The sequence below is a fragment of the Curtobacterium sp. MCLR17_042 genome (assembly GCF_003234695.1).
GTDB classification, from domain to species: domain Bacteria; phylum Actinomycetota; class Actinomycetes; order Actinomycetales; family Microbacteriaceae; genus Curtobacterium; species Curtobacterium flaccumfaciens.
Window position 1 is genome coordinate 54,814 of the sequence record NZ_QKTD01000006.1, and the last position, 19,119, is coordinate 73,932.

Below are 19,119 nucleotides of genomic sequence, written 5' to 3' on the forward strand. Positions count from 1 at the left end.
TGGAGGCCGTGAGCGACGAGGTCCCGCCCGTCGGCGCTGTGGAGGCAGCTCAGCTGGATGACCCCGCCACAGCATCGCCGCTCGTCGCATCGTGACCGTCGACCGCGGACCGGATGTAGGCGATGACGCGGAGCGGGGTCGACACGAGCAAGACCTCGGGGTCGTACTCCTCGTCCCGAAGCAGCTGCTCCGCACGGTCGAGCGCCGCGCTGACCCGTACGAGCGCCGCTTGGCCCGGGGTGGGACGAGGAGAGGTTGAAGTCGTCATGACGTCTCTATGCGCGGACAGAGGGGCGAGGATGCGCGGAGCGCGATGACGTCGCTGGCCGGGCTCCCCAGAGGCACTCGCGAGCGCCTCGCAGCTCCAATCACGGCATGGGCGGCAAGTTGCCTCGCTGCCTCCCACATCGACGCTCCCGCTGCCACCCGAGGTCAAGGAACGCCACCGGGACGCCGTCGCAGCGCAGGCGCGCGAGCTGCAGGACAGCGCCGACCGGTTGGTCGCGGCCGCAGCCGACGTCGGCGGCGCTGGCTAGCGCTTCCCCGAGATGCCGTTCTCGGCTTTCCTCACGATCAACTTCGACGCAAGGCTGCGGGTAGAGCCGACAGCGACTGCCGTACGGGCGATTCACTGGATCGCGATCCGAGGCCTCCTTGGCACATTCGCGCTCTGCGAGGACCTCCCGCGCGAAGACGGCCAGAGACGCGTCCGAGATCACCTCACCCTTGTCGTCATCGTGCTCGACGCCACTTCCGAACAGGTTCCACCCGAGGAGTTGAAGGCACACCGACGGCTCATCGGGGAGGTGAAAGCTGGGATGGTCGTGCTGACCGGAACTGCAGGAGGCGCTTTCGACCGATTCCGCGCCTCGACCGCAGCTGGGCGGATCCTGCGCCGGTACTAAGACCTCGAGCCCGCAGCGCTGATGCCCGGTGTCAGCTGATCGTGCGACGCCATTCGGGCAAGGTCGTCTTCCTTGCGAGGAGAGTTTGAGGCTTAGGAGTGTGTGTTTTTTTTGTGGGGGGGGAGGGGGAGCTGACGCCGGCGCCCCCGACACAGACAGCGCAAGGACAGTGATTCCCGCTACAGGCCGAAGTAGCAGGCTCCGGACGCGATGAGGTCGGTTTGCATCGTCGGAGCGGGGTCTGCATGAGCGCCACTTGGTTCCGGATCCCAGGTGAAATCATCCGTTCCCGGCGATGAAGTCCGAGGTCCGGTGCACCCACGAGTGGGCTAGCCAGAGGGTGAGGAGCGATCGCGATGCAGGCCGTGGCTCATCCGCCTCGCGCAGCGGGAAGTGCTCACAGATCCAGTCCTAGCGGTCGGCATCGGTCGTAGCTGCGGGAGAACTCTTCGATGTAAGGGCGGTGCCACGGAACCGGGTAGATCGCCGCGACGGTCAGGCCGGAGCGCTCGATGAGCAGCTTGCGGATGAACTGCTTCGAGGCGGCGGGGATCTCCAATTTGAACACGTCCGTGGTTCGCCTTGCCGGAGCACCGGGTTTACCGCGGCTGGTGATGCGGTCTTCCACCCAGTTCTTCTCGCCCGCCGGGTCGACCACAAGCGGGAGGGTGGTGCCGTCCGGACGGCCGGCCTGCAGCGGGCCGAGGAGGAACGAGCCACGTTGGATGCGGAGACGCTCGGTCACGTCCGGCGCCTGGTACCACCAGACACGGCCGTCGAGATTGCTGCTGATGGACAGTGGGGAGTCGTCCCACTTCCTTGAATCGAGAGACTTGATCCAGTGGCTGTCCTCCGGCTTGACAATGCCGAACAAAGCGCCGGACACGTCGTCCCCGTTGCCGGGGCGTTCCGGGCTCTTGAAAGCGGCCATCCACAGTGCGATCAGCGGGTCCGTGGACACGTCGAGCAGCGGAGTCGCAGCGCCGTAGTGCTGAAGGTGTGCGAGCAGGGCCAGGTCTGGCAGTTTTGCGCCGTTGTACTCGTGAACTCCAACGGCCCGCGCGGTGCTCAACAGGTGCGCGGTCGCCCGCGATGAGGTGGCTTCCGTGTGAGGCAGTGTCGATCCAGTGACCCGGGAGTGCATCCCGGGGGTGAGGCCCCAAGCGGTATTCGTTTGACCTCGCCACAGGAACACGTCCTGGTAGGTGGTGTGAAGGTGCATGGCGACGGAGACGAGCTCTCGAGCTGCCTGTTCCGGAGCCGGCTTCGTGGGACGCCATGTCAACATGTGAGCAATACTAGTGAATCGCGTAGTCAGTGTGGAAGTGCGATACCCAGGACGACTCCACGGATCAAAGTCGCTGGAGCCAGGACGCGAGAGCGAGCGGGCTGCTGAGGACGACCGTGTCGTATGCGGCGTCTAGACGGGCGCCGCGTGCGATGGACGCCCAGTGTTTGTCCGCCCAGACCGCGTCGCAGACGGGGATCGTCTGTGCCAGACTCATCACGTCCGCCCGATCATGTTGCCGAAATGAGTAATCGGAGTTTCGGTGGGCACGGAATAGCAGCTCGGTGAAGACGGTGAGCGTCGGTGTGTGGTTCACCAGCGCGACACCGTCGACGGCCGAACGGAATCTGTCACGGACTCCCGCCGTGACGTCTTCATTGAGGTTGTACGCGATCATCTGGAATGTCTGGGCAACGAGCGACCGGTATAGCAAGGACGCGTCAGTACCACTTGCCGATCTCACTCGGAGGTCGTGCTGCAGGACCGCGAACTGCCCGCCTAAGCGATGCTCCGGCCGCATCTCGATGCCGTCCATCTCGAACACTCGATCGGGGCCTGCAAGGTGATTCCATTCCCTCATCGTCGGATCCGCGCGCGCCAAGACGTCAACCAGGTCTTGTGGTGGGTCAAGCTCCGGACCCTCGACGCCGTCTTCGTCAGCTAGATGCGCAACAACCCGAAGGCGGCCAAGCGGACTCGCGAACGCATGATCGACTCCTACGTCGAAGACGGAGCCGATCGCTTCGGGCAAACCGAGCGTTCGACGGAGGTCTCGGTCAATGAGCTTCTCGATCGGAGCGACCGTCACGTAGCCACTCAACCGGGCCATGACATCAGCGACATCTCGTCTGCTCTCACCGTCGATGCGGTGCCACAGCTCGAGGTAGTTGGTCGCGGAGAGGGCAATGCAGAGCTCGCCGCCCTCGATCCGGGACTCCAGCGCGGTCCGAAGCTCTTCGAACTCGACATTCTTCCCGCGCGCACCCTGCGCTAGGCGCACCCAGGCCGACTGGTCAAGGAAGAGCGTCGGGGTAGCCGTGCCGATGGTGGCCGAATCGAAAACCGTTGGGAGAGAGATGCTCATGGCGTCAAGCTCACTGGCTCATCGACCAACGCGCAAGCGTCACAGCCGTGCTCGCCTGCATGCTGAAGGTTGCTCGCCCCGTTTGACCTACTTCCCCGGCGAGCTGTACGTCCCCCAGGTCTCCAACTGAGATGGGCGACCGCAAGGCCAGAACATCCCGGTCGGCGAGGTCGAGGTCGAGGCGGTCGTACTGCCGGCTCGTCGAACACCAATCGAGGACGAAAGCAGTGAAAGCACGTCTGCGGGTATCTCAATCAGCGCGCACGAGGTCGCATCGGTCGACCCAACAAGCCATGAAAATCAACGCTGCGGGCTGCTCCAGTGCGATCTGTGGTTTGATCTCATCAACCGCGTGCGTTGCAATATTACGAACACCGGAGAAGATTCCCTGCGAGTAGTTGAGTAGACCTATACGTATTGCACGCACGCTCAGGTCGGTGTCGACGCCAGGCCCCGTCAGGCGGGGCGTCTGATCATGCCGCTAACGCAGCTGCGTCACCCTGCCATCCGAAAGATTAGCCCAGGGGTAGGGGTCGCCCGCACTGCGTCCACCGGGCGCCCCTGCTGGCAATGCCAGCGCAACCCATTCGTAGAGGCGATTAGGAGCCCAGTTCGCGTCCACGACGTCAGGTTAGCTGCCGCAGTGAGCCAGCCATCGGCGCCCCGACTCAGGTTCTGGGGAGAAGTCGGGACGGGTAGGCAATCGGCATCGCGCTCAAGCTCGCTGTCCGCGCCGGAGGTTGTTTCGACGGAACAGATGAGGGCGCCTGCTCAGCGCGGTATATCCCACCTCGGCGCTCAACACGCTCATTAGTTGCGCGGTAGCGCCTGCGCGGGAATCAGAAGGAAGGCAGCTGTGCAAGCTGGTCCTCAACGAACGCCCCGTGATTGCGCGCCAGGTACAGCAACGATCGAATCTCCCGAACGTCACGATCCGCAGTCTTCGCTTTCGGCTGCAACCGCTCTATACGGATCGCGGCCAGGTTCGTCGCCGCATGCGCGATGTGTCGTCCTACGCCCAGCTGCTGGCCGATCTCAAGGCTTTCTTCTGCGGATTGTTGCGCACCAGGAAGGTCACCGCTTCGTCGCTGCACGGTTGCGAGGATGTTCAACGCCTTGGCGATCTCATAGTCCGCGCGACGGGTCGCACGGACCCGTCGAATCGTGTCCGAGTTCAACACTTCCAACGCGTCGCTGATGCGGTTTTCGTCCCGGTAGAGACGCGCCAGAAGCGTTCGGGCGTAAAGCTTCTCTTCTGAGCCCTCACGCAACGACTTCAGCGTCTGCTCCGCCAACTCAATAGCAGCATCAATCTGCTTCAAATCGGCGAGCACCTCAGCCCGCCCCAGGTCTATGCGACCAAATGATCGCTGTGGGTCGATCAGATCGTCGAGCGGCACCTTCCCCAACGTCTTCCGCGCACGCTCGTATTGATGCAAGGCGTTCGTGAGAATCTTCTCCGACGGGGGGTCCGTCTCCTTCGCGTGATCGCGAAGGACCCTGCCATGGGTCGTGAGCGTCAAACTCAGCCCCCACGGGTCGTCGACGTGCCGCAGCGCCTTCTCAGCACGCGTCAACAACGGCATCGTCTCCGACGTCGAGACACCGTTCTCATGCTCAAACGTGGCCAGCAGATGCGCCGCGATACCTTCTGCTTTGTCCCGAGTCTTTGACTGCAGGACGAGCCGAAATTGTTCGGCAGCTTCAGCTCGAGCACCTGTCTGCCACTTCGCCATCGCGTCGAGGAAAACTCGCCGTCGGTCGGTGTCCGACAGAAACCGTCGCAGCGTCGCAGCTGCGTTACGTGCGTCGTTCGCCCGTCCAAGCCGTCCGGACTCCTGAATCGTCTCCGCTAACACATCGAACTCAGAGTCGCTCGGCGGATCCGCAACGACGCGAACCGCCTGCACCAGCACGTCGGTCCCTCGAGGGCCAATGACCCGTTCGATGTCGTCTCGTAGCCCGTTTGACGCCGCAGACACGAACCGCTGCAACGCCGCGTCCGTTAGCGTGTCGCGCTCCGTCCAGCTCGGGCCCGCGTACTCCCCGCGTTGATACGCCGGCACCCGCAGCAGCCCCTGCACGTCCTCAAGGAGACCCGCGGCGACCAGATCGAACAGGTACTGGTTCGCCCACCGGAGATGATCCTCGCCGTCACGCTGGCGCAACAGCGCGACAACATCAACGCCCAGATCAACGTCGAAGTACGGGAGCGCGCCGAGCAACTCAAGTGCCTGCTGGTTCAGCTCAAGCGTGTCCACGCCGCTCATTCGCCTGCTGCTCTCTGTGATTCCGTGTCCAGGGTCGTCCGCTTTGCGGTGGCGTAGTCAATCCACCAGGACTTGTATCGCTGGGACTGCCGGCCCGTTCGGGCGACGACCCAGTGTCGCAGCGCCTCGCTTGAGGTCTCCCCGACGATGACATGCTCCCACTCAGCGAGCGTCTCCGGATGCCCCCGATCGGGCGTGGTGCTGACGACGAGTGACAAGCTATCGGCTTCCCCGAGTGATTTGAAGACTACGGAGGACAACCATGCGGCGTCCTGCAGAGACAGCTGCTCCCAGCCTGGTAGGCCGAGCACGATCCGCCCGTCACCCTCTCGTACCTGAGTCTGCAGCACACCGAGCAATATGCGGCGGCGGTCGTGCTCGTACAGGGTGACGTCGAGCTCTGGTGGCTCGCCCGCCAACTGGGTCGTCCAGGCGTACAGCACATCTGACGCCGCGAGAGAGGTCTCTGGCGTCGGCAGGGGTGCGGACCCGACGACGACGTCGTCCGCAGCCGCATGGGCAAGGAGCACGTCGAAAAGGTCGTCACGTCCATCCTGGATACGGCCGTCGGCGGTACCGCCGCCGATGAGCAGGATGCTGCGAGACTTATCCAATGCTGCTGTCGCCCGTCCGGCAGATTCGACGTGATTGATTAGCTTTGACCGCGCATTTTCGCGGTGGATAACCGCCATCACCTCCGACGTTGCGTACTTCTGCGCCATCCGGTGCTCAGACGAGGTGAACGTGATGTTGGGGTCGAACTCAAACTTGCCGTTGAAGCCATCCTGTAATTCCGGATCCACGAGTGCGATCTGCCGCTGCAGTTTATCCCTAATCCACTGTTGAATAGCTGCGCGATCGCGGAAGCTTAGCTGCTTCGGGAACAGCATCGCGATCCGTATGTGCATGCCCCAGCTGCCGTTGTGCAGTTCTGCATCCTGAACGCATTGGTGTTTCAACCAATGTGCTGCTGTGTCGTTCTCAAACTCCGTCGGCGCATTGTCCGGCAGAGCGCGTTCGGTATTGAGGTCGAGCTCATCGGCCATCAGAAGCAGCGCCGCGAGCAGCGCGACGCGCACTGAGTGCCCACGCAGACGCTGCGAAGCACCTTCTTCATCCACGACACGGCGGTAATAGTGGGTGCCGTGGGCGTTCGCAACAATGCCGATGACGTTCAGCACCTGCCGGTCCGTGGTGCCGAGGTTGATACGCTCCTCTTCGAGGATCTGCCGGGACCGTTCCGGGTGCGTCGAGCGAATCTCACCGACGTCCTCGGTCTGCCGCAGGTTCTGCATGCCGAGGTCGTGCACCCATGCCGCCGCCCACAGCACGAAGCGCTCAATCGGGTTCAGCGCGTACTTCTCGGACACGTCAGCCTTATCGGCGATCTCCAGCGCATACTGAGCCACACGACGGGAGTGAGCCGGCCCGTGATCGGTGAAGCTCCACTGCATCGGAGTCTTCCACCAGTCGGCGACAGCAATCGGAATCCTGCCGACTGCATCAGCCAGGTCCGGCTGTTCCACTTCCCGCAGATCGTCGTCGAGCACGCGTCCCCCATCGAGTCATCCGACCCATCGAGTTGTGGCCAGAGAGTGAGAGTCTATCGACTCCGAAGCGGGGAGAGCCACGTTATCGCGGCTGCGCCGACATCGAGCCGCCGGCGCTCTCGTGCCAACGACACCGATCGGCGCTGATGTATGCGCTTCGCGGCCGAGTGACCTGCGCGGCCGGACCTACTCGACCGCTACCACCGGTACGACCCACGTCCCGTCGCGTCCCGCCAGCCGCCGGGTTCCGGGCGGACACCCCAACCGGTGAGGTGCATTGTCACACGGAGTTCATCGTCCGGGTCGCGGACGTTCCCGCTGAGTCCAATGAGGTCACCAGCATTGTCGCCGTCGCCCGTCGCGTCGGGGTCGAGGCGGAGGCGCCAAACACGGAGATGGTGTTCGTAGGTGATGCGGACGAGGCGGACGGTCGTGATCTGGCTCCTGGTGTCTTGGCACCGGGCTTGGTGCTCTGACACCTAATATCGGCACCGATCAACGGGGCTGGAGGTGTACCCGATCAACGGGATGCACTCCGGCGTCTTGACGAGGCGCCGACGAGACGCCGCCACGACTTCGTGGTGGCATCTCTGGGCGATCAGAACGCCGGCAGGTTGTCGAGGTTGTTCTTCGTGGTGGTGTCCGCCGTCGTCTTCAGGTACTCGCGCCCTCCGGCTGTGCTCCGGACGACGACGTCCGCTCGCTGCGGGCGCATCACGTAGAACGTGTTCGTTCCGGATTCGATCGACGTCACGACCTTTGCGACTGTCCACTTCCAGTCTCCGGCGACTCCCACGTGGGTGATGTCCCCGTCGCGGTCCTTCTCGACGTTCTTGATTACTGAGTCCGACATGCTTTTCTTCTTTGAAGCTCAAGCGACCATCGCCCGAAGCAGTGGAACTGAGAGTACGTCATGCCACGGACATGGCTTGCGGAAGCGATGCGGCCAGAGGCACCGCGGCTGGCAGCAGACTGTGGCCTCGGTCGGAGGCGCCAGCCCATCGGGTCTCCGTGGATCAAAGGGTCCAGGTCCCCGCTGCTGTCTATCGCATGGCAGTGTGGCCTCATGGAACTCGATTTGTTGCGGACGCTGCCGTCAGCTGATCAGCGGGTGTTCCTGCTCGGCAGGATCACCTCGGAGACGACGAGCCTCGATGCAGCACTCCGCTTCGTGCATGCTGCTCTGCGCGGCCGTCATGAAATCGATGCGTTCCTCGATGCGCCGCGGTATATCACGACCATCGTCAAGGAGTGCAAGGCGCTCTTAGCCGAACGAGACGGCATCGACGATGCCGGCCGGCGAGCAGTGAACGCGGCGCTGACCGCCGCAAACAAGCTGTATGCGACACGGAACCGGTTCATTCACGACATGCTCCGCGCCGATCTCCTCAGCGGCGGATGGGAACTAGCAGGGCTCGAGCGTCAACCCGACGGCGAGCAGACCATCACCGAGACCACATTCGACGGCATGGTCGAGCTCATTGAGGAACTCGTCGGCGTGACCTGGCGGCTCAGAGGAGCCGCGTTCTACATCCTCAACGGCTCCTGGAGCGGACTCGCGACCGGAGCCGTCAAAGGGAAATGGAACGGCAGGGCCGATTACGTGAGCTGAGGGGCTGGCAGGCCATCGGGCTCGCGCCGAGCAACCTGCATCGGACGGTTGATCTGGAAATGAAGACGATCGGTCCGAACTGCTCCACGGTACCGTGCCCCTATGGCAACGACAGTGGACCCATATGACCTCGGCCCCGCACACGTGCAATACGACCAGTGGCTGGGCACGGCGGCCGCCGAGGACGACATCACCGTGAACTCGGATGATCTGTATGAAGTCGTCGGGCTCGACCGAACCAAATGGACCATCATCGGCATCGAGTTCTTCGACGGCACATCTACCCGCGCTTCCCGGGTTACGGTGCAGGCCCTGGACCGAGCGAAGCATGGACTGCAGCACGCGCAGCACGAGGAGCTCCGAGCGTTCACTGACAGCCGCGGCCATCTTCCCGTCACGAGCTTCGAAGTACACGGCACGCAGGCCGAGGACATCACGAAGCGCGTCTTCAAGAGGTACATGGTTCGACTGACAACCGCGTCGTTCGCCGACGCGCCGTTGCGGGTCGAGGAACTCGGCGACCTAAGGCTCGACGAGTAGGCGCTTCCGCGTCGTCCGAATCTCCTGTCCCTCCGGCTGCGCGCCAGAGAACCCGCAGCCGTCCCGGAGCAGATGCGAGCCTGCTTGAAGCCCACTACCGGTAGGTCCCACTGGCTCAGGCCGTCCCAAACGGCGAAATCCGGAGCTCTATTTCCCCCAAGAGCCAATCGCCGCACCAAGCGATCGGCTTCAGGGCCGCGTAGTCGAGAGCTGACGGGCCGTATCGCACGCCGCCAGCCCTATCGGATCGATGCTCCGAAACCCCTCTGACCAGGGCTTTCACAAACGGGGGAAACAACTCCGGCTCGCGGGGGGAACCCAGGTCGAAGCATCAGCCTGATCCCAGGCGCTGGAAGGCAACCAGGGAAATCGCAAAGAGCCCGCCAACGCAAAGAGCCCCAGATCCCCGTCACAACGGGGATGTGGGGCTCTTTCGCTCTGTCCCGGGAAGGTGTGAGCAACCGCAACTTCCGGGCCGTTACTCGGTGGCCGTCGTCTTCCTCGACGAAGGTGACACCCGACTCCGTTGCGGTCGTGGGCTCCGGAACTTGCGATAGATGGCACTATGCGTTGGTCTGAGTCCCACCCTTTGAAGTGACCTGATGCTGCGTCTGTCTGCGGATATCGACGACGTCGATCGCTCCGGCGGTGGTCGGTCGAGTGCCCGCGGCTCCTAGGCTCGACGCATGGGGATGCACAGGGACCAACGACTCGCCGTGATCATCGGGAGCGCCACGGCGGTGCTCGTCGGTGGCGGGCTGGTCATCGCAGTGGCTCTCGGCCTGATCGGCTCGTAGCCTGAGCAGCGAGCGCGAGGAGGGGTGATGGCGCAGACGGCAGAACCGCCGGCGGCCGCGGATGGTCATCAGCAGCTCGGCTCGAGGCACAAGAACGGCGATCGTCGCTTCGGTGTCGCGGGGCTCATGGCAGGTGTGTACGCCGGCCGAGGAACGCCGATGCTGTCGAGCCTGTACCACTCGACGGTCACCGAGCACATCGGATCAGTCCGCGTCGGCGACGAGCTCCACGTCGAGTGGCGAGGGACCCACTGGTGGGCGTCGTCGGACGAAGGCGCCGTCGGCCGGCTCTCCTGGTCGAAGGGGCTTCGCCAGCAGACGGCGTACGCACCGGACGGGCCCAGCCCCTACGACTTCGACGACGGGACGCTGTACGTGCAGCACGTCACGGTGAACGCCGCCGGCGAGGTCGTCGACTGCGGCGGGTACGTCGTTCCGGACAACTACGAGCCGTCGGACTGGCCGATGACGCCGATCCCGGACCCTGCGGAGCGCGAGCTGACCATCACGATCGGCGCGCCGGCGCCCATGACTCGGCCCGTGCCGGCGGCGGGGGAGTCACCACCCCAGGCGAGTAGCGAGACCACTACGCGCTCCGGCTGGCTTCGGCGGCTGCGCGGGCGCGGCTGAGAGGGAGAGCAACCGATGACGACGTACACACCGCGAGAGCTGGCAGCCGAGCTCGGCTACACGAACGAGTCTCGTCCGGGGCAGGCCGTGCGGGCCTACCTGCGGGAGTGTTACCCGGAGCACACCGGATTCTGGGTACTCGACGAGGCGCAGGCCGACGACGTGCGCGCGAACGTGCCCCGCGCGTCGTGACGTGCGTCAGCCGCTGCGACGGTGCAGATCTCGCCCGTCCGAGGGCTTCACGGCGCGGCATTCGGACACGTCATCGGAAGCCGACGAAGGTATCCACTTCGCTGGTGCTGCGCGTCCAGGACCGATAGACAAGGAGCTCCGGGGAACGAAGGAGTTGCCGATGCTGGTTCAGGTTTGTGGTCTTCCCGGCGCAGGGAAGTCGACGCTGTCTGCTGCGATCGCGGAGCTGACGCCTTCACTGACGCTTCGCGTTGATGCGATCGAGGGCGCGATGTGGAAGTACCAGATTCCGCGCGAGCAGTCCGGGATCGCCGCCTACTCGATCATGCACGCCATCGCGGTGCCGAATCTGCTTCGCGGACAGGTGGTCATCGCCGACGCGGTGAGTGGTGTCGAACCCGCTCGGGCTGGATGGGCGTCGACAGCGGAAGCCGCCGGGGTTCCGCTGCGCGTGATCGAGGTCGTGTGTGCGGACGTCAACGAGCACCGTCGCCGGGTGGAGCAGCGTGCGAACGACCTGCCCGGGTTCATCTTGCCGACGTGGGACGAGGTACAGCGGGCCGCCGACGAGTACGAGCCCCGCACGGACGATCGACTCGTCATCGACAGCACCCGCCCGCTTGAAGAGACGGTGCGCCGGGCCCTCGACTACCTCGAGCTCCACGTCCGCTAACGGACAGTTCGACGGTCCGGCAGGAGTGACGGGTGCGCGGCTACTTCCTCTCGTACCTGCTCCAGTAGCGCGCGAGCGCCGCCTGACCCGGTCGCGCCGTTGTGAACAGGAGCAGAGCAAACCCGACGACGACGACGAGAACCGCCGCCAGACGGTCGAGCCTGCCGTCCGAGTGGGCCATCAACACGAAGCCGATGATGATGACCAGCAGCCCCAGCGTCATGAGTGCAACGCGTCGAGGGGTCATGAGTGCGAACCTGTCGTCGCCGTACCCGGCGGGGTCCGTGGTGAGCAACAGCAGCGAGTACGGCAGCGGTTCACACACCTGCCACTTCCGGTTCACGGGCCTGCGCCACGCTGCTGCTCTGTGTCACCGAGTCGTGTGACCATGCCCCGAGTGGAGAGAACGCCATGCGCCGGTTCCTGATCGCTGTTCCGAGACGTCGGGCCCGCACGGTGCTGGGGGTCCTGGCGGTGGCGTGCGCCGTGTCCTTGATCGCTCCGGCGGGAGCGTCCGCGGCGACATCGGGGACCGCGCCGCGTCCAGGGGCCTACGGGTACTTCGTGGACACCTACAAGACGAACACCCCTGCCGCCACGACGCCCGAGACGAACGCCGCGACCGGGGTGCTGTCGCAGTTCGGCACCCTGTGGAGCCCGGGATCGTCGTGGGACAACGGGGTCGCAACCAGTGCCGCAGCGCAGCGGATCCTGGACTCGAACATCGCGCAGGCAGCGCGGACCACGCAGACCCGCACGGATGCGCAGGGGCACGAGGCGTACCTGATCGACCGACGGAACCAGAGCTACTCGGCCATCGCGGGTTTCGGTGACCTGTCCGACGCGGTGCGGACCGCGACGAACGCGGGCACGACGATCCCCGACGAGATCCCTGCGGATGCCACGACGAAGCAGTACGTCGACCAGGGCAACGCGAAGGGAGCGTGGGCGGACACCGATTCGGAACTCGGCGACGTCGTCCAGCTGGTGAACACGCTGCGGGGCGACTACTCCTCGGCCAGCAACGCGAAGAAGTACTACCAGTACGCGCGGCCGTACCGGCAGAGCCAGGACGTGAAGGTGCTGCCGCAGCTCGTCCCCGAGAAGTCGCCGACGCCCGCCACCGACGGCGGGTTCCCCAGCGGACACACCAACGCCGGCTACCTGGCCTCTCTGGCGTTCGCGTACGCGTACCCGGAGAAGTACACCGAGCTCCTCGCCAACGGCTCGGAGATCGGCAACAGTCGGATCGTCGCGGGGATGCACTCGCCGCTCGACGTCATGGGAGGACGAGTGCTGGCGACTGCGCTGGCGGCGGCCATCCTGGACGACCCGGCCAACACGCAGCTCGAGCAGCAGGCGCACCAGCAGGCGGAGAAGGTGCTCGCCACTGCCAGCCCGAGCGCGGTCGATCGGTACGCGGACTACGCGTCGGACAAGAAGGACTACCGCGGGCGTCTGACGTACGGGTTCACGCGGACCGGCACGAAGACGATCCCCGCCACGGTGCCGAAGGGTGCCGAGGCGCTCCTGCGGACCCGCCTGCCGTACCTCAGCGACGCCCAGATCCGAGAGGTGCTCCGGACGACCGCGCTGCCGTCGGGCTACCCCCTGCTGGACGACGCGGAAGGGTGGGGGCGCCTCGACCTCTTCTCGGCAGCGTCCGGCTACGGAGCGTTCGACAGCGCGGTGAGCGTCTCGATGGACGCCGCCGAGAAGGGACTGGACGCCGCCGACACTTGGCGCAACAACATTGGCGGGACCGGGTCACTGACCAAGCGGGGGACCGGCACCCTCACCCTCGCCGGCTCGAACCGCTACACCGGCGGCACCGTCGTCCGCGGTGGGACGCTGATCGCGGACTCCGCTGCTGCCCTGGGCAAGGGGTCGGTGACCACTGTCTCCGGCACGCTCGCCGAGGCCAGCACGAGGGTGATCCGCATCGGCGGCAACCTGACGCAGCGCTCGCACGCCGCATTGTCGCTGAGTGTCTCCGGACCCCGTCCTGCCCTGCGCGTCGAGGGCACGGCGTCGTTCGGCGGAACGCTGCGGGTGCACGTCGCCAAGGGCACGGCCGTGGCGAACGACCTGGTCCTGATCACGGCGGACCGGATCGCGAAGGGCTCGAGTTTCAGCCGGGTCCGCATCGCCGGCCTGCCCGCAGGGTACGAGCCCGTGGTGGAGCGCCACGGCAACGAACTGCACCTCGTCAACGCCAACGCGACGAAGCACGGCCACGGGCACAGCCGGGGCCACGGCGCCGCCTGAAGCGGAGCGCGTCAGGTCGGCTCCGAGTGCGTACGCCTGGCTCACGCTGGTCGGTGGGGCCCTGGCCTACAGCGTCTGGTTCCGAGGCGCACGGGCGCTGCCGTCGGCCCGGATCGCGTTGTTGGGTGTCCTCAGCCCGTTGACCGCTGCGGTGCTCGGGTGGGTCGTCCTCGGCCAGGCGCTGTCGCCGCTGCAGATCGTCGGCTTCGTCGTCGCGCTCCTCGGTTCCCTGGGTGGGCAGCTCGGACGAGCGGGCTCTCGGGAGACTTCTCCCGAGCCGCTCAGCCGTAGATCGAGTCCGGGATCTCCGGGCAGGCGGTGACGAGCTCGTAGTACTGGGACTGCGGCAGATCGACCGACCGGTACGGCGACCACGCCCCGTCGCTGTCGACGAACTCCTGCTCGCTCGGGCCGCGCCCCACCGCGATGCCGTGGTCCTGCAAGCACTTCGTGAGCTCGCCCGTGGAGTAGCGGTAGAGCCACTCCAACTGGGACTCGTTGAAAGCGGTCTGGTACTTCGCGGCCATGGGGTACTCGACCCCGCACATGTACTCAGCGACCGCGAACGGCTCGGACTGTTCCGCCGGCACCTGTCCGGAGACGAGGCTCGCGTCGGGCATCGCCTTCGCCTGCGGGAACCCCGCGGCGCTCATGCAGCGTTCCTGCGTCGGGGCCCAGTCGGCGTGCGAGACGGTCCGGACGCGGTCGACCGCCGGCCGGTCGAGCCCCGGATGGCGTGACTCGACCAGCTGCCACGCCTGGTCGGCATTCGCGTCGAGGATGGTCTCCGCTCGCGCTGCGCTCAGCGCATCGGGCTCCGGCCCGGAGGTAGCCCCAGGCGTGGCACATGCGGACAACCCGCTGACCAGGGCGATGCAGGCCATGCCCACTGCTGCAGTGAGGAGCTGATGGTTTCGTCGTCGCAAGTGTCCCCCTGGAGCTGCGATCGTCAGAACTGCCGGTTCGCCACATCCGCCCGGTGCGACACCGCCAGTATGTCCCGCAGCCGCTCGGCGGGCAATGGTGCTCCCTGATCCGCCAGGTAGTCCGCCGCGAACCCCTCGGCACTCGCCGCGTAGATCCCCGTGTACGCCCCGGACTCCGGCTCGAAGCGCCACGACTCGGCCAGGGTCCCGGCGTCCACGGTGTCGAACCCGAGCAGCTGCACGAGCTCGGCGACCACGGCCTTGGCCTGCTCGTCGTCGCCCGCGATCGGCAGTGCGGTGCGGGGCGCGGAGTCGGCGAGGTTCGGGATGTGGTGCGCGACGATGTTGTTGAACGCCTTGACGATCCGCGTGCCGGGCAGGAGCGTCTGCTCGTACTCCGCCGTGGTCGTCGCGAGGGTGTCGAGCTGCTCGATCCGGCCGTCGCGACCGGGGTAGTAGTTGCCCGTCGACAGCACGGTCCGCCCGGCGAAAGCGTCGAGGTCGGGGGCGAGTGCCGGGTAGGCGGTGAGCGGGATCGCGAGGACGGGCACGTCGCCGAACTCGACGGCCTGTCGCACGGTGCCGGCCTGGGCACGCGGGCCGAGCTCGGCGACGAGGTCCTGCAGCGACTCGGGGCCGCGCGAGTTCGCGATGAGGACGTCGAGGTCGGCGGCGACGGCCAGGCGTGCGATCGCGGTGCCGATGGCTCCGCTGCCGATGATGCCGATGCGGTTCATGTGGTGCCCTTTCAACAGTGGTGGAGGTCAGGGGAGAGCAGGGGCTTCCCAGCCGCGCCGCGACAGGGCGGAGAGCGCGGCGGACGACGAGTCGTCGGCCATCGCGGCACCCCGGACCCAGCTGGTCGCCAACGCGGCGAGGAACAGGTCCCGCGCGCGGACGTCGGCACGTGCACGACCGGCACGCTGCGCGGCGCGGAGGAACTCGTCCGTGGTGGTGATGAACCCCTGGCACGTCAGGGCGAGCGGCGACGAGTCGGACGACGCGGCGGCACGGAGCGGTTCGGGCAGTCCGTCGAACGTGCCGGCCCACTCGGTGACCGCGTCGAGCCAGCCGTGCAGGGCGTCGCCGGTGTCCACGGAGCCGTCGCGCAGCGCTTCGCGACGGGCCACCAGGTGTTCGTCGCGCGCGGCGAGGAGCTCGGCGAGCAGGGCCTCGCGCGTGGGGAAGTGCCGGTACAGGGTGCCGGCGCCGACGCCGGCCTGCTTGGCGATCGCGTCGAGCGAGCCGGTGACGCCGTGCTCGGTGAACGCCCGCTCCGCGACCCGCAGGATGTGGTCCCGGTTCCGCAGCGCGTCAGCGCGCGCGGGACGCGGGGAGTGCAGTGAACGCGGTGCGCGCCCGGCGGGAGCGGTCTGCTCGGGCATGGCGGGCCTCCAGGCTGTGGCGTCGAGTACCGGAGAGGCTCTCCGGAATCACCACCGTACAGGAGACCCTCTCCGTTTCGTCGCGGAAGCGCGACGCCCGGGCGTCAGGACTCCTCGGCGGCCTCCGCCGCGTCCGCCAGGTCCGTCCGCGTGTTCGCGTGGATCGGCTCGCTGTGCCCGAAGGTCTTCGCGGCGGCGCGCAGCCGCCCGACGAACTCCCCGTTGTCCATCTCGAGTTCGTCCTCCTCCGCGTCCTCGATGACGATCTCGCTCGACGGCCCGATGAGGATCTTCGTGGTGGTCATCGTCCCGTCGTCGGCGACGGCGGGCACGTCGACGGTGTCCGCTCGGTCCCCGCCTGCGAGGGCCGCGGCGTACTCGATCACGGCGTCGGCGACGTCGTCACCGACCAGGATCGTGGTGGCGTCGTAGTGGATGTGCTTCATCGCGTACTCCTTCCCGGACCCATACAAACGCGCGGCGCGGGAACGGGCTTCAGGATGACCGCTGCACGCGGTGGTCCGGGTCCGGGGACTCCAGGGCGTTCCACACGTCGGCCCAGATCAGCTCGAAGTCGACGGGGCGGATGCGGTCGGCCCGGAGCGCCTGCTCCAGGATCGACAGCGCGTCCAGGGAGCCGGTGAGCAGACGTTCGTCGCCGTGGACCTCGCGGCGGCCGTCGCCCAGGAACGTCGTCACGGTGACGGACCGCACCCGCGGTCGCAACGTGCGGGTGGCGCGGGCGAGGATCGCGAAGCCGCCGCCGTAGACGAGCAGCGCGGTGGTCGTACCGACGGCGGGGACCGAGACGGCGAGCACCAGGGCAGCGAGGGCGACGACCGCCCCGGCGGCCGGCCAGACGTGCCAGGCACGCAGCAGCAGGCGCTCGCCGGTGGTCGTGCCGGGCGGGAACACGACGAGGGTCCGCGAGCTCCACAGCGTCCGCCCGACGGGTCGGATCGTGTACCGGCCCCACAGGTGGGTGCCGTCGAGCAGCCGGGTGCGGACCGGCAGCGCCGTGGTCATCGATCGACCGGCGCGAGTTCCGCCCGGACCGGCTCGAGTTCCGCCCGGACCGGCTCGACGACGTCGCGGTGCCGGACGGTCGCCAGGCACGGGAAGCAGACCAGGTCGCCTTCGCGGACGTCAGCGGGCAACGGAGCCGGGAGGCGGTGGAACGGACCGTCGGCCTGACCATCACAGCGGGTGACGACGTACATCGGGGAGAGGGGAGCGGTGCTCCGGCGTCCGATCAGGCGCACCTGGTCGAGCACGGCGCAGGTCGGCAGGACCGCGTCCAGTTCCAGGAGCACCACCCCGGTGCGCGGTCGCCGCACACGGGTGACCGACGCCACGGCGACGCTCACGTCGCGGGGTGCCCAGCCGCGCGGGCGGTACCGGGGCGGGGACTGCTCGGCGGTGTGCACGGTCGGGGTGCCGGTGAGGTCGGCGAGCCGGACCATCGAGATCGCCGAGACCAGCAGGTCGTCGGTGGTCGCGACGGTGTGGGCCGGCCAGAGGAACGGGTCCATCGGATCGGGGAGCGACGCGCGGAGCGTCGGCATGATCGCAGTCAGTGTCACGACCACACGCTCTCGCGCGCTCGAGCAGCGCGGAAGGCCTCCTGACGGAACCCCTACGGTCGGCGGCGGAGTCCTGACGGAGCGCTCACCGGCGGGTGGCCGAGCGGAGTGCCGCGGTCCACCCGAGCGAGATCACGCCGGCGCCGATCACGGTCTTCACCACACCACCGAGGACGAACGGGTACAGCCCGTACTGCAGGGTCAGCTGCAGGTCGAGGCCGAGTGCCACCGCGAGCCAGGCCATCCCGGCCACGAAGGTGACGACGGTGCCGAGGGCGAAGGACAGCAGCGCGTTCCGCAGCGGGCGGTCGCCGAAGCGTTCGGCGACCCAGCCGACCAGGGCCGCGGCGGCGACGAAGCCGACGATGTACCCGCCCGAGGGGCCGACGAGCACGCCGACCCCGGCCGAACCGTCCGCGAAGACCGGCAGCCCGACGACGCCGAGCAGTGCGTAGACGAGCATCGACAGGGCACCGCGACGGGCACCGAGGGCGCTGCCGACGAGCAGCACGGCCAGGGTCTGCCCGGTGATCGGGACGGGCCAGATCGGCACGGACACCTGCGCGGCGCCGGCGGTCAGCAGCGCACCGCCGAGGACCAGGGCGGTGCTGACGACGGCGGTACGGGGGAGCAGGGCGTCGGCGAGCGGACGGTGTGCGGCGGGGGTGATCGTGGTCATGGTGACTCCTTGCAGAGGGGAGAGGGAGGGTCAGACCGCGACGGCGGCCAGCAGCGACTCGGCGTCGCGCCGGGCCTCGGCCACGGCGGCGGTGTCGAGGCCGCAGGCGCGCAGGCAGGTCGCGACGAGGGCGTCGCGATCGGCGTCCTGCACGGGGCCGGACCGGCGGAGCTGGATGACGGTCTCGGTGATCTGGATGAGCACGGCACCGAGACGCGACGGCGAGACGCCGGCGGCGACGTCCGGGGTGGCAGCGCGCGAGCCGAGGCGACCGTAGGCCTCCTGCAGTTCGACGCGCTCGGCCCGGAACCCGTCGTAGCGCTCGCCCTGCACCTCGGGCAGCAGGTACAGCGTGCCGATGTTGTGCGGCGTACGGGCGAGGGTGTCCACGTCGGCGACGACCAGCGCGGCGAGGGCACCGGCGGCCGAGGCCGACTCCGGCACGCGCTGCTCGAGGCCGCGGACCAGCTCGAGGCTCGGGCGCACCGAGGTCGTGAGCAGCTCGACGAGCATGTCGTCCTTGCCGGCGAAGTGGTAGTACAGCGAGGCCTGCCGGATCCCGACCCGTTCGGCGATCGCCCGGGTCGAGGTCGCGCTGATGCCGTTCTCGACGAACAGCGCGGCGGCGGCGTCGAGGATCTGGTCGCGCGGGCTCAGCGCGGAGTCGGCGTTCGGCACGATCCGCGGTCGGCCGGGGCGCACGGGCCGGTCGTCGGGGGTCATGCCCCCATCCTGAC

Annotated in this window: 23 protein-coding genes; 8 read left to right on the plus strand and 15 right to left on the minus strand. The window is 67.2% G+C overall.

What is annotated here, in order from left to right; genetic code table 11:
• Positions 1 to 49: 49 nt before the first annotated feature.
• Entirely contained in the window at positions 50 to 268 is a 219-nt protein-coding gene (locus DEJ02_RS07910; protein WP_111032580.1) for a hypothetical protein, read from the minus strand.
• A 280-nt stretch (positions 269 to 548) separates the two neighbouring features.
• On the opposite strand from DEJ02_RS07910, the gene DEJ02_RS07915 reads away from it, so the two are divergent.
• Positions 549 to 905, plus strand: coding sequence for a hypothetical protein (locus DEJ02_RS07915; protein WP_111032581.1), 357 nt, complete (start codon positions 549 to 551; stop codon positions 903 to 905).
• Positions 906 to 1,302: 397 nt separating this feature from the next.
• On the opposite strand, the gene DEJ02_RS07920 is transcribed toward DEJ02_RS07915, so the two are convergent.
• The 5 genes from DEJ02_RS07920 to DEJ02_RS07945 form a co-directional block, all read right to left on the minus strand.
• Entirely contained in the window at positions 1,303 to 2,193 is an 891-nt protein-coding gene (locus tag DEJ02_RS07920; protein WP_111032582.1) for an FRG domain-containing protein, read from the minus strand.
• 64 nt (positions 2,194 to 2,257) lie between these two features.
• Entirely contained in the window at positions 2,258 to 3,277 is a 1,020-nt protein-coding gene (locus DEJ02_RS07925; RefSeq protein WP_111032583.1) for a hypothetical protein, read from the minus strand.
• A gap of 839 nt (positions 3,278 to 4,116) precedes the next feature.
• On the minus strand, positions 4,117 to 5,547 hold the full coding sequence (locus tag DEJ02_RS07930; RefSeq protein ID WP_111032584.1) for a hypothetical protein: 1,431 nt from the start codon (positions 5,545 to 5,547) through the stop codon (positions 4,117 to 4,119).
• Positions 5,544 to 7,097 carry an HD domain-containing protein gene (locus DEJ02_RS07935; protein WP_111032585.1) on the minus strand — a complete coding sequence of 518 codons (1,554 nt, stop codon included), beginning with the start codon at positions 7,095 to 7,097 and terminating at the stop codon, positions 5,544 to 5,546. Before DEJ02_RS07935 ends, DEJ02_RS07930 begins: the two co-directional genes overlap by 4 nt.
• Before the next feature lie 598 nt (positions 7,098 to 7,695).
• Entirely contained in the window at positions 7,696 to 7,950 is a 255-nt protein-coding gene (locus DEJ02_RS07945; protein WP_111032587.1) for a DUF3892 domain-containing protein, read from the minus strand.
• A 213-nt stretch (positions 7,951 to 8,163) separates the two neighbouring features.
• Here DEJ02_RS07945 and DEJ02_RS07950 point away from each other — a divergent pair, with 213 nt between their 5' ends.
• The 5 genes from DEJ02_RS07950 to DEJ02_RS07965 all read left to right on the plus strand — a co-directional run bounded on the left by DEJ02_RS07950 (position 8,164) and on the right by DEJ02_RS07965 (position 11,541).
• Positions 8,164 to 8,709: a hypothetical protein gene (locus DEJ02_RS07950; RefSeq protein WP_111032588.1), complete on the plus strand. Its 546-nt coding sequence runs from the start codon at positions 8,164 to 8,166 to the stop codon at positions 8,707 to 8,709.
• Between the two features lie 102 nt (positions 8,710 to 8,811).
• Positions 8,812 to 9,249 (plus strand): hypothetical protein, encoded by a 438-nt coding sequence (locus tag DEJ02_RS07955; protein WP_146249244.1) that lies wholly within the window; start codon positions 8,812 to 8,814, stop codon positions 9,247 to 9,249.
• Between the two features lie 824 nt (positions 9,250 to 10,073).
• Positions 10,074 to 10,676, plus strand: a complete 603-nt coding sequence (locus tag DEJ02_RS07960; RefSeq protein WP_146249245.1) for a hypothetical protein — start codon at positions 10,074 to 10,076, stop codon at positions 10,674 to 10,676.
• 15 nt (positions 10,677 to 10,691) lie between these two features.
• Positions 10,692 to 10,868 (plus strand): hypothetical protein, encoded by a 177-nt coding sequence (locus DEJ02_RS18445; protein WP_181440301.1) that lies wholly within the window; start codon positions 10,692 to 10,694, stop codon positions 10,866 to 10,868.
• A 160-nt stretch (positions 10,869 to 11,028) separates the two neighbouring features.
• Positions 11,029 to 11,541: an ATP-binding protein gene (locus DEJ02_RS07965; RefSeq protein WP_111032591.1), complete on the plus strand. Its 513-nt coding sequence runs from the start codon at positions 11,029 to 11,031 to the stop codon at positions 11,539 to 11,541.
• 40 nt (positions 11,542 to 11,581) lie between these two features.
• Here DEJ02_RS07965 and DEJ02_RS07970 read toward each other — a convergent pair whose 3' ends face one another.
• A complete protein-coding gene (locus DEJ02_RS07970; RefSeq protein WP_111032592.1) occupies positions 11,582 to 11,884 on the minus strand; it encodes a hypothetical protein in 303 nt (100 codons plus the stop codon).
• 221 nt (positions 11,885 to 12,105) lie between these two features.
• Here DEJ02_RS07970 and DEJ02_RS07975 point away from each other — a divergent pair, with 221 nt between their 5' ends.
• Both DEJ02_RS07975 and DEJ02_RS07980 read left to right on the plus strand, forming a co-directional pair.
• Positions 12,106 to 13,809 carry a phosphatase PAP2 family protein gene (locus DEJ02_RS07975; protein WP_111032593.1) on the plus strand — a complete coding sequence of 568 codons (1,704 nt, stop codon included), beginning with the start codon at positions 12,106 to 12,108 and terminating at the stop codon, positions 13,807 to 13,809.
• 46 nt (positions 13,810 to 13,855) lie between these two features.
• A complete protein-coding gene (locus DEJ02_RS07980) occupies positions 13,856 to 14,131 on the plus strand; it encodes a DMT family transporter (protein WP_258378697.1) in 276 nt (91 codons plus the stop codon).
• Here DEJ02_RS07980 and DEJ02_RS07985 read toward each other — a convergent pair.
• The 8 genes from DEJ02_RS07985 to DEJ02_RS08020 all read right to left on the minus strand — a co-directional run bounded on the left by DEJ02_RS07985 (position 14,091) and on the right by DEJ02_RS08020 (position 19,105).
• Positions 14,091 to 14,693 (minus strand): hypothetical protein, encoded by a 603-nt coding sequence (locus DEJ02_RS07985; protein ID WP_146249247.1) that lies wholly within the window; start codon positions 14,691 to 14,693, stop codon positions 14,091 to 14,093. The genes DEJ02_RS07980 and DEJ02_RS07985 overlap by 41 nt on opposite strands.
• Positions 14,694 to 14,758: 65 nt before the next feature.
• Positions 14,759 to 15,472, minus strand: a complete 714-nt coding sequence (locus tag DEJ02_RS07990) for an NADPH-dependent F420 reductase (RefSeq protein ID WP_111032595.1) — start codon at positions 15,470 to 15,472, stop codon at positions 14,759 to 14,761.
• Between the two features lie 27 nt (positions 15,473 to 15,499).
• Positions 15,500 to 16,120: a TetR/AcrR family transcriptional regulator gene (locus DEJ02_RS07995; RefSeq protein ID WP_111032596.1), complete on the minus strand. Its 621-nt coding sequence runs from the start codon at positions 16,118 to 16,120 to the stop codon at positions 15,500 to 15,502.
• Positions 16,121 to 16,224: 104 nt separating this feature from the next.
• The gene (locus DEJ02_RS08000) at positions 16,225 to 16,566 is read right to left on the minus strand and encodes a hypothetical protein (protein ID WP_051597132.1); all 342 of its coding nucleotides are present in this window, start codon (positions 16,564 to 16,566) and stop codon (positions 16,225 to 16,227) included.
• Between the two features lie 49 nt (positions 16,567 to 16,615).
• Positions 16,616 to 17,146, minus strand: a complete 531-nt coding sequence (locus tag DEJ02_RS08005; RefSeq protein WP_111032597.1) for a DUF6611 family protein — start codon at positions 17,144 to 17,146, stop codon at positions 16,616 to 16,618.
• Entirely contained in the window at positions 17,143 to 17,703 is a 561-nt protein-coding gene (locus DEJ02_RS08010) for a hypothetical protein (RefSeq protein ID WP_146249248.1), read from the minus strand. Before DEJ02_RS08010 ends, DEJ02_RS08005 begins: the two co-directional genes overlap by 4 nt.
• Before the next feature lie 85 nt (positions 17,704 to 17,788).
• The gene (locus DEJ02_RS08015; protein ID WP_111032599.1) at positions 17,789 to 18,382 is read right to left on the minus strand and encodes a biotin transporter BioY; all 594 of its coding nucleotides are present in this window, start codon (positions 18,380 to 18,382) and stop codon (positions 17,789 to 17,791) included.
• A 30-nt stretch (positions 18,383 to 18,412) separates the two neighbouring features.
• Positions 18,413 to 19,105: a TetR/AcrR family transcriptional regulator gene (locus DEJ02_RS08020; protein WP_111032600.1), complete on the minus strand. Its 693-nt coding sequence runs from the start codon at positions 19,103 to 19,105 to the stop codon at positions 18,413 to 18,415.
• Between the last annotated feature and the right edge of the window lie 14 nt (positions 19,106 to 19,119).

Excerpts from the sequence above, each read along its gene's own strand:
- DEJ02_RS07910 (WP_111032580.1), bottom strand. The coding sequence starts at position 268 with ATGACGACTTCAACCTCTCCTCGTCCCACCCCGGGCCAAGCGGCGCTC.
- DEJ02_RS07915 (WP_111032581.1), top strand. The coding sequence starts at position 549 with ATGCCGTTCTCGGCTTTCCTCACGATCAACTTCGACGCAAGGCTGCGG.
- DEJ02_RS07920 (WP_111032582.1), bottom strand. The coding sequence starts at position 2,193 with ATGTTGACATGGCGTCCCACGAAGCCGGCTCCGGAACAGGCAGCTCGA.
- DEJ02_RS07925 (WP_111032583.1), bottom strand. The coding sequence starts at position 3,277 with ATGAGCATCTCTCTCCCAACGGTTTTCGATTCGGCCACCATCGGCACG.
- DEJ02_RS07930 (WP_111032584.1), bottom strand. The coding sequence starts at position 5,547 with ATGAGCGGCGTGGACACGCTTGAGCTGAACCAGCAGGCACTTGAGTTG.
- DEJ02_RS07945 (WP_111032587.1), bottom strand. The coding sequence starts at position 7,950 with ATGTCGGACTCAGTAATCAAGAACGTCGAGAAGGACCGCGACGGGGAC.
- DEJ02_RS07950 (WP_111032588.1), top strand. The coding sequence starts at position 8,164 with ATGGAACTCGATTTGTTGCGGACGCTGCCGTCAGCTGATCAGCGGGTG.
- DEJ02_RS07955 (WP_146249244.1), top strand. The coding sequence starts at position 8,812 with ATGGCAACGACAGTGGACCCATATGACCTCGGCCCCGCACACGTGCAA.
- DEJ02_RS07960 (WP_146249245.1), top strand. The coding sequence starts at position 10,074 with ATGGCGCAGACGGCAGAACCGCCGGCGGCCGCGGATGGTCATCAGCAG.
- DEJ02_RS18445 (WP_181440301.1), top strand. The coding sequence starts at position 10,692 with ATGACGACGTACACACCGCGAGAGCTGGCAGCCGAGCTCGGCTACACG.
- DEJ02_RS07965 (WP_111032591.1), top strand. The coding sequence starts at position 11,029 with ATGCTGGTTCAGGTTTGTGGTCTTCCCGGCGCAGGGAAGTCGACGCTG.
- DEJ02_RS07985 (WP_146249247.1), bottom strand. The coding sequence starts at position 14,693 with ATGGCCTGCATCGCCCTGGTCAGCGGGTTGTCCGCATGTGCCACGCCT.
- DEJ02_RS07990 (WP_111032595.1), bottom strand. The coding sequence starts at position 15,472 with ATGAACCGCATCGGCATCATCGGCAGCGGAGCCATCGGCACCGCGATC.
- DEJ02_RS07995 (WP_111032596.1), bottom strand. The coding sequence starts at position 16,120 with ATGCCCGAGCAGACCGCTCCCGCCGGGCGCGCACCGCGTTCACTGCAC.
- DEJ02_RS08000 (WP_051597132.1), bottom strand. The coding sequence starts at position 16,566 with ATGAAGCACATCCACTACGACGCCACCACGATCCTGGTCGGTGACGAC.
- DEJ02_RS08005 (WP_111032597.1), bottom strand. The coding sequence starts at position 17,146 with ATGACCACGGCGCTGCCGGTCCGCACCCGGCTGCTCGACGGCACCCAC.
- DEJ02_RS08015 (WP_111032599.1), bottom strand. The coding sequence starts at position 18,382 with ATGACCACGATCACCCCCGCCGCACACCGTCCGCTCGCCGACGCCCTG.
- DEJ02_RS08020 (WP_111032600.1), bottom strand. The coding sequence starts at position 19,105 with ATGACCCCCGACGACCGGCCCGTGCGCCCCGGCCGACCGCGGATCGTG.